General features: G+C 66.3%; 16 protein-coding genes. 10 read left to right on the forward strand and 6 right to left on the reverse strand.

What is annotated here, in order from left to right:
* The 3 genes from ACYKG1_RS08465 (at position 1) to ACYKG1_RS08475 (ending at position 2,956) form a co-directional block, all read left to right on the forward strand.
* Positions 1 to 615, forward strand: a complete 615-nt coding sequence (locus ACYKG1_RS08465) for an inorganic diphosphatase (RefSeq protein WP_478472370.1) — start codon at positions 1 to 3, stop codon at positions 613 to 615.
* Positions 616 to 704: 89 nt separating this feature from the next.
* Positions 705 to 2,120 (forward strand): cryptochrome/photolyase family protein, encoded by a 1,416-nt coding sequence (locus ACYKG1_RS08470; RefSeq protein WP_478472371.1) that lies wholly within the window; start codon positions 705 to 707, stop codon positions 2,118 to 2,120.
* A gap of 140 nt (positions 2,121 to 2,260) precedes the next feature.
* Positions 2,261 to 2,956 carry a YiaD family glycine zipper/OmpA-like lipoprotein gene (locus tag ACYKG1_RS08475; RefSeq protein WP_010484399.1) on the forward strand — a complete coding sequence of 232 codons (696 nt, stop codon included), beginning with the start codon at positions 2,261 to 2,263 and terminating at the stop codon, positions 2,954 to 2,956.
* Between the two features lie 201 nt (positions 2,957 to 3,157).
* Here ACYKG1_RS08475 and ACYKG1_RS08480 read toward each other — a convergent pair whose 3' ends face one another.
* Positions 3,158 to 4,189, reverse strand: a complete 1,032-nt coding sequence (locus tag ACYKG1_RS08480; protein ID WP_005409107.1) for a LysR family transcriptional regulator — start codon at positions 4,187 to 4,189, stop codon at positions 3,158 to 3,160.
* A 147-nt stretch (positions 4,190 to 4,336) separates the two neighbouring features.
* On the opposite strand from ACYKG1_RS08480, the gene ACYKG1_RS08485 reads away from it, so the two are divergent.
* The 6 genes from ACYKG1_RS08485 (at position 4,337) to ACYKG1_RS08510 (ending at position 12,166) form a co-directional block, all read left to right on the forward strand.
* The gene (locus tag ACYKG1_RS08485; protein WP_478472373.1) at positions 4,337 to 4,564 is read left to right on the forward strand and encodes a hypothetical protein; all 228 of its coding nucleotides are present in this window, start codon (positions 4,337 to 4,339) and stop codon (positions 4,562 to 4,564) included.
* Positions 4,561 to 5,331, forward strand: coding sequence for an SDR family NAD(P)-dependent oxidoreductase (locus tag ACYKG1_RS08490; protein WP_262083908.1), 771 nt, complete (start codon positions 4,561 to 4,563; stop codon positions 5,329 to 5,331). The genes ACYKG1_RS08485 and ACYKG1_RS08490 overlap by 4 nt, the downstream gene beginning before the upstream one ends.
* A gap of 91 nt (positions 5,332 to 5,422) precedes the next feature.
* Complete coding sequence (locus tag ACYKG1_RS08495) at positions 5,423 to 6,649, forward strand: efflux RND transporter periplasmic adaptor subunit (protein WP_262083907.1); 1,227 nt, start codon at positions 5,423 to 5,425, stop codon at positions 6,647 to 6,649.
* Between the two features lie 127 nt (positions 6,650 to 6,776).
* Positions 6,777 to 9,947, forward strand: coding sequence for an efflux RND transporter permease subunit (locus tag ACYKG1_RS08500; protein ID WP_478472375.1), 3,171 nt, complete (start codon positions 6,777 to 6,779; stop codon positions 9,945 to 9,947).
* Positions 9,948 to 10,013: 66 nt separating this feature from the next.
* Positions 10,014 to 10,751: an SDR family oxidoreductase gene (locus ACYKG1_RS08505; protein ID WP_014036829.1), complete on the forward strand. Its 738-nt coding sequence runs from the start codon at positions 10,014 to 10,016 to the stop codon at positions 10,749 to 10,751.
* Entirely contained in the window at positions 10,745 to 12,166 is a 1,422-nt protein-coding gene (locus ACYKG1_RS08510; protein WP_100471986.1) for an efflux transporter outer membrane subunit, read from the forward strand. Before ACYKG1_RS08505 ends, ACYKG1_RS08510 begins: the two co-directional genes overlap by 7 nt.
* Positions 12,167 to 12,207: 41 nt before the next feature.
* Here the strand turns inward: ACYKG1_RS08510 and ACYKG1_RS08515 are convergent, their stop codons facing one another.
* The gene (locus ACYKG1_RS08515; RefSeq protein ID WP_100471987.1) at positions 12,208 to 12,585 is read right to left on the reverse strand and encodes a VOC family protein; all 378 of its coding nucleotides are present in this window, start codon (positions 12,583 to 12,585) and stop codon (positions 12,208 to 12,210) included.
* Between the two features lie 142 nt (positions 12,586 to 12,727).
* Here ACYKG1_RS08515 and ACYKG1_RS08520 point away from each other — a divergent pair, with 142 nt between their 5' ends.
* A complete protein-coding gene (locus ACYKG1_RS08520; protein ID WP_049414598.1) occupies positions 12,728 to 12,991 on the forward strand; it encodes a hypothetical protein in 264 nt (87 codons plus the stop codon).
* A gap of 19 nt (positions 12,992 to 13,010) precedes the next feature.
* On the opposite strand, the gene ACYKG1_RS08525 is transcribed toward ACYKG1_RS08520, so the two are convergent.
* From ACYKG1_RS08525 to hchA, 4 genes are all read right to left on the reverse strand, one after another.
* On the reverse strand, positions 13,011 to 13,865 hold the full coding sequence (locus ACYKG1_RS08525; protein WP_478472376.1) for an endonuclease/exonuclease/phosphatase family protein: 855 nt from the start codon (positions 13,863 to 13,865) through the stop codon (positions 13,011 to 13,013).
* Positions 13,866 to 14,013: 148 nt separating this feature from the next.
* Positions 14,014 to 14,256, reverse strand: coding sequence for a hypothetical protein (locus tag ACYKG1_RS08530; RefSeq protein WP_100475184.1), 243 nt, complete (start codon positions 14,254 to 14,256; stop codon positions 14,014 to 14,016).
* Between the two features lie 179 nt (positions 14,257 to 14,435).
* Entirely contained in the window at positions 14,436 to 14,591 is a 156-nt protein-coding gene (locus tag ACYKG1_RS08535; protein WP_262227018.1) for a hypothetical protein, read from the reverse strand.
* 16 nt (positions 14,592 to 14,607) lie between these two features.
* Complete coding sequence (gene hchA / locus ACYKG1_RS08540) at positions 14,608 to 15,480, reverse strand: glyoxalase III HchA (RefSeq protein ID WP_478472377.1); 873 nt, start codon at positions 15,478 to 15,480, stop codon at positions 14,608 to 14,610.
* Positions 15,481 to 15,663: the final 183 nt, after the last annotated feature.

The raw sequence follows: 15,663 nt of genomic DNA on the forward strand, positions 1-15,663 counted from the left end.
ATGACCACGCCCCGACGCATCCTTCCTCTCGCTGCCATCGGCGCGGCCCTGCTGTTGCTGGCCAGTGCGGTAACGGCCGCCGATACCGTGCTGCATCCGTTCCTGGTCGCCCAGCCGAAGCAGGCCCCGCAGGAGGTGAATCTGGCGGTGGAGATTCCGGCAGGCAGCTTCACCAAGTACGAGATCAAGGAGGACGGCCTGGTGCACGTGGATCGCTTCCAGTCGATGCCGGTGGCCTATCCGGCCAACTACGGCTCGATGCCGCGCACCCTGGCCGGTGACAACGATCCGCTGGATGCGTTGGTGCTGACCCGCGAACCCCTGCACCCAGGCGTGATCGTGCGCTTCCGGCCGATCGGTTACCTGAAGATGATCGATGGAGGCGAGCACGACGAGAAGATCATCGGCGTCCCGACCGACAAGGTGGACCCGACTTACGCCAGCATCCGCGACCTGGCGGATCTGCCGGAGGTCGAGCGCCAGCGCATCGAGGCGTTCTTCCGGGTCTACAAGGACCTGCCGGCCGGTCGCAATCCGGTGCAGCTCAACGGTTGGGGCAACGCCGCCGAGGCGCGTGCGCTGATCAGTGAAGCGATGCAGCGGTTCAAACAGTAGATTCACGCCACGCGTGGATGGCCTGGCGCGCGCATCTCCTTCACCGCCGCTGGCTATCATGTCCGCCTTCCACAACGAAGGCGGTGCATGTGTCGGTAGCGTTGGTGTGGTTCCGCCGTGATCTGCGGCTGCAGGACAATCCGGCCCTGCAGGCCGCGCTGGACGCGGGCCACGATGTGGTGCCGGTCTACGTCCACGCGCCGCACGAGGAGGGCGAGTGGGTACCCGGCGCGGCCTCGGATGCGTGGCGGCATCGCTCACTGGGCGCATTGGATGCCGACCTGCGCGTGCGTGGTTCTTCGCTGGTGCTGCGCAGTGGTGACAGCCTGCCGACCCTGCAGTTGCTGATCGAGCAGACCGGCGCCGAGGCGGTGTACTGGAACCGCAAGTACGAGCCGGCCACCCAGCCACGCGACGCCACCATCAAGCGCACGCTGCGCGAGCTCGGCATCGACGCGCAGAGCTGCAATGGCAGCCTGCTGTTCGAGCCCTGGGACATCGCGACCCAGCAGGGCCAGCCGTACAAGGTATTCACTCCGTACTGGCGCAACGTCCTCAGTCGTTGGCACCTGCCTGCGCCGCAGGCCGCGCCGAAGGCACTGGCGGCGCACACGGTCGGCAGCCTCGCATTGGATGATCTCCAGCTGGTACCGGCGCTGGGCTGGGATGCCGGGTTCTGGGAGCACTGGCAGCCGGGCGAGGCCGGTGCGCTGGAGGCACTGTCCGTGTTCGAGGATGGCGCGTTGCGCGGTTACCGCGAGCAGCGCGACCTGCCGGATCGCGTGGGCACCTCGCGGATGTCGCCGCACCTGCATTTCGGCGAGATCGCACCATGGCGCATCGCCCATGTGCTGGAGGGCTTGCTTAGTGCGGGCACCGACGCCGACATCGACGGCTATCTGCGCCAGCTCGGCTGGCGTGATTTCGCCCATCACCTGCTGCATCACTTCCCGAAGACGCCGACCGAGAACCTCAACCCGCGCTTTGACCGCTTCCCGTGGGCCACGCCGGGGGCCGCGCAGCTGCTGGACTGGCAGCGCGGCAACACCGGCGTACCGATCGTTGATGCCGGCCTGCGCGAGCTGTGGCACACCGGCTACATGCACAACCGGGTGCGGATGATCGTGGCCAGCTACCTGTGCAAGCACCTGCGCGCGCACTGGCTGCATGGCGCGCGCTGGTTCTGGGACACCCTGGTCGATGCCGACCTGGCCAACAACACGATGGGCTGGCAATGGGTGGCCGGGACCGGTGCCGATGCCGCGCCGTACTTCCGCGTGTTCAACCCGGTCACGCAGGCCGAGAAGTTCGACCCGCAGGCCCGCTACATCAGTCGCTGGGTACCGGAGCTGGCGGCGCTGCCGGTGAAGGCACGCTTCGCGCCGTGGCAGCATCCGCTGCTGCTGGCAGCGCATGCCCCGGGCTATCCGCGTACGCCGATGGTGGATCTGGCCGCCGGCCGCGATGCAGCATTGGCTGCTTACCGTCAGTCCGGAGCAGGGTAAAGCGGGGGTTGAGCGATCCAGTCAGTTAGCTGAACGAGGCCCTGTCGCCGCGCTGGATCATCATCCCGACATCGCATTGGGCTGTTTATCCTCTCTGCGCCCGCAAGCCGCCGGCCCGACCGGAAACCAAGGAGAACCACATGATCCGCAACACCACCCGCAACGTCGCACTGGCCCTGATGAGTGCGGCCGTCCTGTCGGCCTGCGCCACTGGCGGCTCCTACGTGCAGAGTGACCAGTACGGCAACCCGACCGAGCAGCAGAACCGCACCGGCCGCAATGCGCTGATCGGTACCGCCATCGGCGTGGCCGCCGGCCTGCTGACCGGCGACAGCGCCACCGAGCGCCGCCAGCACGCGCTGATCGGTGCCGGTATCGGCGCACTCAGCGGCGCCGCCGTTGGCCAGTACCAGGATCGCCAGGAACGCGCACTGCGCGAGCGCACCGCCAACACGGGTATCGATGTGCAGCGCCAGGGCGACAACATCATGCTGAACCTGCCGGACGGCATCACCTTCGACTTCGGCAAGTCCACCCTGAAGCCGCAGTTCTACGGCTCGCTCAATGGCGTGGCCGGCACGCTGCGTGACTACAACCAGACCATGATCGAAGTGGTCGGCCACACCGACAGCATCGGTAGCGACGCGGTCAACAACCGCCTGTCGAAGGAACGCGCCGACTCGGTCGCGCAGTACCTGATCGGCCAGGGCGTGCAGAGCGTGCGCATCGAAACGCTGGGCGCCGGCAAGTCCTACCCGATTGCCGACAACAGCACCGATGCGGGCCGCGCCAAGAACCGCCGCGTCGAGATCCGCGTGATTCCGCTCAAGCAGTAACGCGTGGCGTTACTGCTTGAGCCGGTCCGGCCATCGGCCGGAACGAAAATGCCGCCCTTGCAGGCGGCATTTTTGTAGGTGCCGAGCGTTGCTCGGCACGCCGATGGCGCTCCCCGGTCGCTGCTTCTCCGAACGGTGCCGACAAAGGTCGGCGCGGTCCCAAAAGCGAAGTCGAGCATGGCTCGACGCTACAAAATCCGGTTACGCCGCCGAAGCGGCTACCTTTTCCAGGATCCGCTTGCCGCTGCTCTCCAGCGCGGCGTCTTCCTTTTCCTTCTGCTGCTGCGCCAGCTTTGCGCCCGGGCACTGCGCCAGCATGTAATTGGCGTCGAAGTTGAGCTTCTCGACCAGGAAATCGACGAACGCACGTACCTTCGGCGAAACCAGGCGGCCGCCGGCGAACACGGCATTGAAGTCCACCTCCGGCCCGGTCCAGCCAGCCAGAACGCGGCGCACCATGCCCGACTCGACAAACGGCTTGGCCATCACGTCACCGGTCAGCAGCAGGCCTTCGCCACACACCAATGCACCATTCAAGGCAGACATGTCATTGGCGGTCATCAGCGGGGTGACCGGGAAGTCACGCAGCTCACCACCGTTCTCGCCCAGCTGCCAGGTGAAGCGAGGCGAATTGCCGGTGTGATACGGCTTGCGCATCGCCAGGATGCGATGGAACTGCAGTTCTTCCGGATGCAGCGGCTCGCCATAGCGCTCGATGTAGGCCGGGCTGGCGAACACCTGCGTGCGCAGGCTGCCGAGCTTGCGCGCGACCAGGTTGGAATCGGGCAGGGCACCGACACGCAGCGCGAGGTCCGCTTCGCCGGCTATCAGGTCCAGCTTCTCGTTGCCCATATGCATGTCCAGGCGGATCTCCGGATACTGCGCATGGAACTGGCCCAGCAGCGGGGCGATCCAGGTGATGCCGATCGAATAAGGCACGGTGAACCGCAGCCAGCCACGCGGGCCGGACTGCAACTGGCTCACTGCGCTCTCGGCTTCTTCAAGCTCGCGTGCGATGCGTTGGCAATGTTCGTGATAGATCGAACCCGCTTCGGTCAGGCCGAGGCGGCGGGTGGTCCGGTGCAGCAGACGCGCACCCAGGCGCGTTTCCAGCTCCTGCACCTTGCGGCTGACCGTGGTCTTGGGCAGGCCGAGCGATTTGGCAGCGGCAATGAAACTGCCTTGCTCGACCACTTTGACGAAGATCAGCGTCTCGTTGAGATCGTGGGACATGGTCTGGGATCCTGGACGTCGGGGATGGGACAATCGTGACAGAACGATTGGACCGGGAGCGGGATGATTATTCCCCTTAATCAGGACTAATCAAGTAAAGGTTTGAGGTCTATCGTGGCGCCATTCGTTATTTGGAGCCCGTCCGCCATGAGCCTGCGCAACATTCTTGCCCGTCTCCGGAACGCCGGCCAGAACACCCTGGACCTGGCAATGACCGTTGAAGTCCGCCCGAGTTCCTTGGTACACAAGGACTTCCGTGAGTTTACCGCGCCCATGCGTCAGCAGCGTGGCGGTGCCATCCGCCTGGTGGCGCACAAGAGTGACCGGCTGCGTCGAATCGGGACTATCCCGGATTTGGGAGGAAATGTCCCGTGAATGGGATGCTGACGCCCGAAGTCCTGGTCCTCGGCGGCACCGGTGCCGTCGGCCAGGGCGTGGTTGGCGCATTGCTGGAAGCCGGCAGCCCGGTGCTGGTGGTCGGCCGCGATCCGGGCCGGCTGGCGGCGCTGCACGAGCAGTTCGCCGACGAGCCGGGTCTGGAGACGCTGCTGGGTTCGCTCAGCGATGACGGCTCGGCGCGCGCCCTGGCCGAACGCATCGCGCATCGCCCGCGACCGCTGGCAGCGGTGATCGCGGCAATGGGCGGCCCTTACCGCCGCGGCCGCGTAACCGACCGCAACGGTGATGAACTGCTGGGCGCGATGCAGGCCGATCTGATGCCGCATGTGCACGCAGTGCGTCATCTGCTGCCGCTGTTGCAGGACAACGTGCATGCGCGCCGCTACGTGATGATCGGCAGCCCGGCCAACGCCAAGCCATGGGCGGGCTACGGCGAGACCTCGATCACCACTGCCGCGCTGCGCATGTACGCGCAGGTGGTGCACCAGGAAGCGCAGGCGATCGGCGTGCGCGCGCAGATGCTGGAGGTCTGCAGCCCAGTGTGCACCCCGGCCAACGCAGCCAACGCCTGCATCGAGTGGCCCAGCTCGCTGCTGGTCGGCCGTCGCGTTGTCTCGCTGCTTGATGGGTGCCGTGACAACCGCGCCATCGTCCGTTGCGACAGCAGTGATGCCGAACTGCCACGCGGCCTGCTGCACCTGGAAATTCCTCCGCTTTGGCGCGGCACCGCGGGCGTCGCTTGACCTCGACCATGGTTGAGGTCGCAGTATGCGCCGCCGATTTTTGCAACACGTTCTCATATAGCTGTACCACCCCTCCGTACGGATGCATGCCATGACTTCCCCCAATACCACCCCACATCGTTTCGGCCATCGCATCGCGATGGTCGGTGTGTCGATCCTCGCCGCGGCCGTGCTTGCGGCCTGCAGCGGCGGCCATGCCGAAGAAGCCGGTGCTCCGCCGCCGCCGCAGGTCAGCGCCGCGCCGGTGCTGGTCAAGCAGGTCAGCCAGTGGGACGAGTTCAGCGGCCGCGTCGAAGCGGTACAGAGCGTTGAACTGCGCCCGCGCGTGTCCGGCTACATCGACAAGGTCAACTACGTCGAAGGCCAGGAAGTGAAGAAGGGCGAAGTGCTCTTCACCATCGATGCGCGCAGCTACCAGGCCGAATACGATCGTGCCGCCGCCGAGTTGGCCCGCGCCCGCACCCAGGCCACCCTTGCCCGCAGCGAGTCCGAGCGGGCCAAGCGGCTGTCCGAGCAGCAGGCGATCTCAACCGAGACCGCCGAGCAGCGTCGCGCCGCCGCCGACCAGTCCGGTGCCGCCGTGCAGGCGGCGCAGGCTGCACTGGACGCGGCCCGCCTCAACCTGGAGTTCACCAAGGTGCGTGCACCGATCGACGGCCGCGCCGGTCGTGCGATGGTCACCGCCGGCAACCTGGTCACCGCCGGCGACAGCGCCAGCGTGCTGACCACGCTGGTCTCGCTGGATACCGTGTTCGTCTACTTCGATGCCGACGAAAGCACCTTCCTGCGCTACGCACAGATGGCGCGCAAGGGCGAGCGCCCGAGCGAGCGAGACAGCGAATTGCCGGTGAAGGTCGGCCTGTCGGGCGAAGAGGGCTACCCGCATGCGGGCAAGGTCGACTTCCTCGACAACCAGGTGGCGCGCAGCACCGGCACCATCCGCGTCCGCGCGCTGCTGGACAACGCCGACCGCCAGTTCACCCCGGGCCTGTTCGCCCGCGTGCAGCTGCTCGGCAGCGGACAGTTCCAGGCCCTGCTGATCGACGACAAGGCCGTGCTGACCGACCAGGACCGCAAGTACGTGTACGTGGTCGACAAGGATGGCAAGGCCCAGCGCCGCGACATCCATCTTGGCCGTACCGCTGAAGGCCTGCGCATCGTCGAGCACGGCCTGGCCGCCGGTGACAAGGTGATCATCGACGGCGTGCAGAAGGTCTTCATGCCGGGCATGCCGGTGCAGGCCAAGGCCGTGGCGATGCAGCCACAGGCTGCGCCGCCCGCACCGGGCCGCGATGCCACCGCTGCGCTGAACCACTGATCCGCCGTCTCCTGATCCGCGTCCCCGCTTAGCTGCCGGCGCCAGCGGCAGCCTTCCCTGCCTTCGTCATCCCGGCGAGGGGCAGGGTGGCTGTTGCCCGCCGAACGCCTTTCCCAGGAATTCCTCCATGGACTTTTCCCGTTTCTTCATCGACAGGCCGATCTTCGCGGCGGTGCTGTCGATCGTGATCTTCGCCGCAGGCCTGATCACGATCCCGATCCTGCCGATCAGCGAGTACCCGGAAGTGGTGCCGCCGTCGGTGGTCGTGCGCACGGTGTATCCGGGCGCCAACCCCAAGGTCATTGCCGAGACCGTCGCCACCCCGCTTGAAGAGGCGATCAACGGCGTCGAAGGCATGATGTACCTGAAGTCGGTTGCCGGCTCGGACGGTGTGCTGCAGATGACCGTCACCTTCCGCCCGGGCACCGACCCGGATGCGGCGGCGGTGAAGGTGCAGAACCGCGTGGCGCAGGCGCAGGCGCGCCTGCCCGAAGACGTGCGCCGGCAGGGCGTGACCACGCAGAAGCAGTCGCCGACCTTCCTGATGGTGGTGCACCTGACCTCGCCGCAAGGCAAGTACGACACCCTGTACCTGCGCAACTACGCCCGCCTGCACGTCAAGGACGCGCTGGCCCGTATCCCGGGCGTGGGTGATGCACAGATCTTCGGTGGCGGTGACTACGCCATGCGCGCCTGGCTGGACCCGGACAAGGTGGCTTCGCGCGGCCTGACCGCCAGCGACGTGGTGCGCGCGATGCGTGAGCAGAACGTGCAGGTTTCGGCCGGCCAGCTCGGTGCCGAACCGTTGCCGAACAGCCAGTTCCTGACCCTGATCAACGCCCAGGGCCGCCTGAAGACCGAAAAGGAGTTCGGCGACATCGTGCTCAAGAGCGGCACCGATGGCGAGATCGTGCGCCTGGCCGACGTGGCCCGCCTGGAGCTGGGGGCCGGCGACTACACCCTGCGCTCGCAGCTGGACGGCAAGAACGCGGTCGGTATCGGTATCTTCCAGTCGCCCGGTGCCAATGCACTGGAGATCCGTGACCAGGTCATCTCGACGATGGACGAGATGCAGAAGACCATGCCCGCCGACGTGAAGTACGAAGCGGTGTATGACACCACCATCTTCGTGCGCGACTCGATCAAGGCCGTGGTCTCCACGCTGCTGGAAGCCATCGCGCTGGTGGTGCTGGTGGTGATCCTGTTCCTGCAGACCTGGCGTGCGTCGATCATTCCGTTGATCGCGGTGCCGGTGTCGGTGGTGGGTACTTTCGCCGCCCTGTACCTGCTGGGCTTCTCGATCAACACGCTGAGCCTGTTCGGCCTGGTGCTGGCGATCGGCATCGTGGTCGACGACGCGATCGTGGTGGTGGAGAACGTCGAGCGCAACATCGAGGAAGGCCTGTCGCCCACTGCGGCGGCACACCAGGCCATGCGCGAGGTCTCTGGCCCGATCGTGGCGATCGCGCTGGTGCTGTGTGCGGTGTTCGTACCCATGGCCTTCCTGTCCGGTGTTACCGGCCAGTTCTACAAGCAGTTCGCGGTCACCATCGCCATCTCCACGGTGATCTCGGCGATCAACTCGCTGACCCTGTCGCCGGCCCTGGCCGCGCGCCTGCTGAAGGCCCACGGCGCTCCGAAGGACGGCCCGAGCCGCCTGATCGACCGCCTGTTCGGCTGGGTGTTCCGTCCGTTCAACCGCTTCTTCAAGTCCAGCTCGGAGAAGTACGAGCGTGGCGTGGCCCGCATCCTCGGCCGTCGCGGCGCGGTGTTCGTGATCTACGCGATCCTGCTGGTCGGTACCGGGGTGATCTTCAAGCTGGTGCCGCCGGGTTTCATCCCGACCCAGGACAAGCTGTACCTGATCGCTGGCGTGAAGCTTCCGGAGGGTTCGTCGATCGCGCGCACCGATGAAATGCTGCGCAAGGTCGCCAAGATCGCCCAGGAAACCGACGGCGTGGCCCACACCATCTCGTTCCCGGGTTTGAACGCGCTGCAGTTCACCAATACGCCGAACACCGGTGTGGCGTTCATTCCGCTCAAGCCGTTCGCCGAGCGCCATGGCCGTACCGCCGCGCAGATCAATGCCGAGATCAACCAGAAGATCGCTGGCCTGCAGGAGGGCTTCGCCTTCGCGATGATGCCGCCGCCGATCCTCGGCCTGGGCAACGGCAACGGCTACCAGATGTTCATCGAGGACCGTGGCAACCTGGGTTACGGCGCGCTGCAGAATGCCGTGCAGGCGATGCAGGGCACCGTTGCGCAGACGCCAGGCATGGCCTTCCCGATTTCCAGCTACCAGGCCAATGTGCCGCAGCTGGATGCCGAGGTCGACCGCGTCAAGGCCAAGGCACAGGGCGTGCAGCTGACCGAACTGTTCGACACACTGCAGACCTACCTCGGCTCTGCCTACGTCAACGACTTCAACCAGTTCGGTCGTACCTGGCAGGTGATCGCGCAGGCGGACGGTCCGTACCGCGAAACGGTCGAGGATATCGGCAAGCTGCGCACCCGCAACGACCGCGGCGAGATGGTGCCGATCGGTTCGATGGTCACCATCAAGCAGACCTTCGGCCCGGACCCGGTGCTGCGCTTCAATGGCTATCCGGCGGCTGACCTGGCCGGTGAAGCCGACCCGCGCCTGCTGTCTTCGGCCGAGGCGATGAACAAGCTGACCGAGATCGCCGGCAAGGTGCTGCCGGTAGGCATGACCACCGAATGGACCGACCTGAGCTACCAGCAGGCAACCCAGGGCAAGGCCGCCTTCATCGTGTTCCCGGTGGCGATCATGCTGGCCTTCCTGGTGCTGGCTGCGCTGTACGAGAGCTGGTCGCTGCCGCTGGCGGTGATCCTGATCGTGCCGATGACGCTGCTGTCCGCGCTGTTCGGCGTGTGGCTGACCGGTGGCGACAACAACGTGTTCGTGCAGGTCGGCCTGGTGGTGCTGATGGGCCTGGCGTGCAAGAACGCGATCCTGATCGTCGAATTCGCCAGAGAGCTGGAGATGGGCGGCAAGGGCATCGTTGAGTCCGCGCTGGAAGCCTGCCGCCTGCGTCTGCGCCCGATCGTGATGACCTCCATCGCGTTCATCGCCGGCACCGTACCGCTGGTGCTGTCGCACGGCGCGGGTGCCGAGGTGCGCTCGGTAACGGGTATCACGGTGTTTGCTGGCATGCTGGGCGTGACCCTGTTCGGCCTGTTCCTCACCCCGGTGTTCTACGTGGCCCTGCGCAAGTTCGTCACCCGCAATGGTGGTGGCCAGCTGGTGCAGCACGGCGAGCCGACCATCCATCACTGACATGGAACTCCACCGGCACCGGTCCCCCAACCGGTGTCGGATTTCCCCCTCCAAAGGCATGACTCCATGAACACCCATCAGAACAAGATTGCACTGGTCACTGGTGCCACCCGCGGTATCGGCGCCGAGACCGTGCGCCAGCTGGCACAGGCCGGCGTGCACACGCTGCTGGCCGGCCGCAAGCGCGAGACCACCGTGGAGCAGGCACTGAAGCTGCAGGCCGAGGGCCTGCCAGTGGAAGCGCTGCAGCTGGACGTCACCGACGGTGCCAGCATCGCCGAGGCCGTGCAGCAGGTGCGCGAGCGCCATGGCCGCCTCGACATCCTGGTCAACAATGCCGGCGTGCTGCTGGAAAACCCGGCGCAGCGGCCGTCCGAGCAGTCGCTGGACACCTGGCGCCGCACCTTCGACACCAACGTCTATGCGCTGGTGGCGGTGACCCAGGCATTCCTGCCGCTGCTGCAGCAGGCCAAGGCCGGCCGTATCGTGAATGTCTCCAGCATCCTCGGCTCGCAGACCCTGCATGCCGATCCGGCGTCCGGCATCTACGACATGAAGGTTCCGGCCTACAACGCCTCCAAGGCAGCGGTGAACAGCTGGACCCTTGCGTTGGCGCACGAACTGCGCAGCACGCAGATCAAGGTCAACACCGTGCATCCGGGCTACGTGAAAACCGACATGAACGGCGGCCACGGCGAAATCGAGATCGCCGAGGGCGCGCGTTCCAGCGTACAGATGGCACTGATCGGCCATGAAGGCCCGAACGGCAGCTTCACCTACCTGGGCGAGGTGCTGCCATGGTGATCCGCACGTTGGCGATGGCCGTCTCCAGCCTGGTGCTGGCAGGCTGTGTCAGCGTCGGCCCGAACTACAAGGCCCCGGTGCAGGAGCCGGTGGTCCTCCAGGGCGCACAACAGCCGGTCTTCAGTACCACCTCGCCGGTGGCCAGCTGGTGGGCGCAGTTCGACGATCCGGTGCTGGAACAGCTGGTGCATGGCGCACTGTCGGACAACCTGGACCTGCGCGTGGCCGTGGCCCGCGTCAGCCAGGCCCGCGCGGTGTTCGTCGAAAGCCGCTTCGACCAGGCGCCCCACATCACTGCAGGCGGCAGCTACGATCGTCGCAAGCAACCCGATCCGCAGCTGGGTGGGCAGCGGGTGTTCAGTGAAAGCTACCAGCTCGGCTTCGACGCCGGCTGGGAGCTGGATCTGTTCGGCCGCAAGCGCCGTGCTGCCGAAGCCGCGCGTGCAGACCTCGGTGCCGAGCAGGCCAACCTGGCCGATGCGCAGGTACTGGTCGCCGCCGAAGTGGCGCGCAACTACTTCGAGCTGCGCGGTACGCAGAAGCGCATCGCGGTGGCCCAGCACACGCTGGAGAACCTGCGCGATACGCAGAAGCTGACCGAGGCGCGCTGGGAACTGGGCGCTGGCAGCGAGCTGGATGTACAGAGCAGCCGTGCCCGCCTGAAGGCGATCGAGGCTGACATCCCGTTGCTGGAAGTAGCCGAGACGCAGTCGCGCAACCGCTTGGCAGTGCTGTTGGGCCAGCGTCCGGAAGTGCTGACCGACATGCTCGCGCCGCATGACGTACCGGCCTTCGCCAAGGCATTGCCGCTGGGCGATACCCGCGAACTGCTGCGCCAGCGCGCCGATGTGCGCGTGGCCGAGCGTCGCCTGGCTGCCGCGACCGCGCGCGTGGGCGTGGCCACTGCGGATCTGTTCCCGCGGTTGTCGTTGTCTGGCTTCGTTGGTTTCCTGGGCGGCGATGCCAGCGGCCTGGTCAATGGCAACAACAAGGCCTGGTCGCTGACCCCGTCGTTGAGCTGGGCGGCGCTCGACTTCGGTACCGTGCGTGCACGCCTGCGTGCCAGCAAGGCGGAAGCCGAAGGGGTGGCGGCACAGTACGAGCAGGCAGTACTGCTGGCCCTGGAAGACACCGAGAACGCGCTGACCCGTTATTCCAAGCAGCAGGCGCGGCTGGCGATCGTGGTCGAGCAGGCGCAGGCGGCCCGGCGTGCCGAATCGCTGGCACAGATCCGCTATCGCGAGGGATCGGAGGACTTCCTGACCCTGCTGGATGCGCAGCGCACGCAGCTGGCGGCCGATGACGCATTGGCGGCGGCAGAGTCCGAAGTCAATGTCAGCGTGGTGGGTGTGTACAAGGCGTTGGGCGGCTGGGGGCAATCACCACAGCAACCGAGCGTGGCGCAGGTGCAGTAACCGTAGGGGGCGGAGGCAGTGGCTTCCGTCCCCTTTTTCTTTCAAGGCCAGTGATTGGCCGGCACCTCGCGCTCGCGCATGCGCACGATGCAGAAGCGATGGCCGGTCGGTGCTTCCATCACCCACCAGCGTTTGACGAAGCCTATCCGGCGCGCGCCGAGCTTTTCCAGGCGGTCGGCCTCGGCATCGATGTCGTCGCTCTCGATATCCAGGTGCACCCGTGACGGGTGGTCGACCCGCTGGACTTCCACGTTCAAGCCTGCCGGTGCACCCAGCAGGTCGGCATATTCGGCGCTCCCTTCGACATGCGCCGCCTGCGCCTGCAGGCCCAGCGCGGCGGCCCAGAAGCGGGCGCCTTCGTCGGCGGGAAGGTCCTGGCAGTCGATGATGAATCCGGCCAGCCGGCTCTGGTGTGCCATGTCCAGCTCCACAGTGCGGGGAATATGCGGCAGGGTAACGCGGCGCGTTCCGCGAACATCTTCACGTCTGTGACGTTTCTGACTCTGCCGAAACTGGAGCCCGCCGTGTAACTAGTGGGTCAGGCACTTGGGAGAACAGGCGATGGCGGACGGAAGGCGGGATACCCAACGGATGTTGTTCGGCGATCCGGGCCCACCGGGGGCGGGGCTGTCGGTGGCGGTCGTGGTGCTGCTGGTGCTGGCGACGATGGCCGCCGCCGTCGGTTTCCTGCGGCTGCAGGATTCGATGCTGGGGCTGGGCCTGATCGGCGTGGCCGTGTTCCTGGCGATCGGGGCCCGCATCTGCCAGGCACGCGATCAGCACCAGGCGCTGTATCGCCTGCTGTCGCGGCAGCCGCCGCTGTAGCTGCGGCTGCCGTGATGGTTCAGTGCTTGGGCCAGTCCAGTTCGACCACCAGCGGGAAATGATCCGAGGGCAGCACGCCATCGATTCGGCGGTCATCGGTCAGGAAGCTGCGCGCATGGAAGCCACGCACCAGCACCCAGTCCAGCTGCCCGGTGGCCTTGCCGGTGAAACCGTGGAAGGTCAGCCGCGGGCCCTGCGGGGCCTTCACCTGGGTACGGGTGTCCTGCAGCACGCGGGTGAACGCCTTGTAGGTGTCACCGCCGGGCTCGCTGTTGAAGTCACCGGTCAGCACCACCGGCAGATCCGCAGGTAGGCGCGTCACGCGCTTGCCGATCAGTTCGGCAGCCTTCACCCGGCGTGGTTCGTCCTCGTCGCGGTAGGGCAGGTGGGTATCCATGAAATAGAAGCGGCGGCCGTCGTCGATGCGGCGGAACAGCGCCCAGGTGACCATGCGTGGATACAGGTTGCCCCAGGTGATGCTGCCCGGCACATCGGGTGTGTCGGACAGCCAGAAGTTGCCTGACTCCTCGATCGCCAGCACCTTGGCGTCGTAGAACACGCCCATGTGCTCGTCGCCGCTGCCACCGCGGCGGCCCTCGCCAAACCAGCGATAGCCGGGCAAGTGTTCGGACAGGTAGTCGGCCTGTTCCTTCACCAGTTCCTGGGTGCCGATCACCGCCGGGTGCGCATCGAGGATGACCTTGACCATCGCGTCGCGGCGATCGGGCCAGCGCTTGCCCGGTTCGGTATCAGCCGGAGTGCGGACGTTGAACGACATCACTTTCAGTGGCGCCGGTGTAGCGGCCCAGGCGACGGCGGGTAGAGCAAGCGCCAACAGCGCGCACAGCGCAGGGCGGCGGAAACGCGACAACATCGTGGAATCCCTCCATTCCATGAAAACGGTTTCACGGAGCATGCCATGGAAGGCGAGGGCAGCGGTATGCCGGGATGGGCGGCTGGGAGATGCCGGGCGGGCGGTGAAGGCGCCGCCCGGCGGATCGCGCGGGCGATCAGGAGGCCACTCAGTCGGCAGGCAGGTACCACTGGCCATTCTGGTCAATCCAGTACACCTGGATGTAGGAAGTGCCGTCCTCGTTGAAGTACGTCACTTCGCAACGCTGATGGTAATGGGGCCCCATCTTGACCGGGACGCAGTTCGTGTTCTCCGGACCACCTCCACCACCGCTGGCGGCGGCCTGGGATGGGATGGAGAAAGCTCCCACGGCAAACATCAGCGCGGCCATCGTTGCCAGTTGCAGTTTCATAAGCATCATCCTTGCTTTCTGCAATCGCGCACATGCGCGTTGCGTGTGTAACACGCGAATCAGACTGCCGGAAGTGCCCCGCCCGGATCAGTCTTCGATCTCGCCGCGTCGGCTGGCAGCGCATATCGCCTGCGCGCTGGTCGCCACACCCGGACACTGGCGTGCGCGACGCAGAGGGTTCAATCCGTGCGGGCCATCGCCGCGTCGCGCTCCAGCCAGGTTCCGGTGGCGAACGCCAGTAGGCGGTCGTAGCCCAGTGGCGATGCAGCGTCGCGCAGCACGCTGCCGACCGCGGCCAGTGACCGCGCCTGTTCCAGTTCCAGCAGCGCGGGCACCGGCGCAGTCATTGGCTCAGCGCCCGGCCAGCGCGTCGAGCAGCGTGCGCGCGGCCAGCTTGCCCAGCGCATTGCCGGCCAGCGGACTGTCGCCGGTCAGCAGCAGGCGATCCTGCAGCACGCTGCCATCGATCCCCTCATTGACGATCTGCACGCCCTGCTGGGCCAGGCGTTCACCGAAGAACCAACGCAGCTGCCCCGGCATATAGCCGATCTCCGGTGTCTGCCGGTCCATCGCGTCGGGGAAGGCACAGATGCGATAGCCGCGGAACAGCGAGCTACCTCCGGCTTCATCGACACCCGCCGCCAGCAGCGCTGCCGGGCCATGGCACAGCGTGATGATGTGGCGCTGCGCGGCCATGGCCCATTGCAGCGCGGATTTCACTGCCGTGCTCTCAGGCAGGCCGATCAGCGCGCCGTGGCCACCGGGAATGAAGATGGCGGCATAGTCCGAGTCGGCTCCCAGGCCAGCCACCACCTCGTCCAGCTGCAACGGCTGGCGGAAGCGCCCCTCATAGCGTTCGTACAGCGCGCCGATCTCGCGGTCCTCGCGCGGGAAGGCCCACCATTCGAACTTGACGGCGTTGCCGGACAGCGTCGCCACGTCGATATCGAAGCCGGCCTTGTCCAGGTGGTACATCGGCAGCAGGGTTTCCACCGGATGGTTGCCGGTGGAGAACAGATGGCCATTGGCGGTCGGCAGATAACGCTCATCGGCAGCGATCATCAGCACCTTCCAGCGGCCGTCGCGGCGTGCATCCGGATACTCGGCGCCGGACAGGTTGCTCTGCGGCGAGGTGAACTGCGACAGCGAGTACGGCGACGGGAAGAACGCATCGCGCTCGGCCGGATCGGGGCTGGGCTGGCGGCTGGGCTCTTGCCTGTTCATGCGGACCTCCGTTGGGGGAAAGTGAGCCCAGCATAGGAGGCCGCGTGCGCAGGCGCGATGAGGGATTCCCCTCAATGGACCACCACCTCGATGTTGCATCGCGGCACCGACCCGGTTGGACAGCGGGATTATGTCGTGTTATCTAGCCGGTGCCGGGATAATCCCGGCATAACCACACAGCAA

The sequence above is a fragment of the Stenotrophomonas sp. 85239_Sma genome (assembly GCF_056481725.1).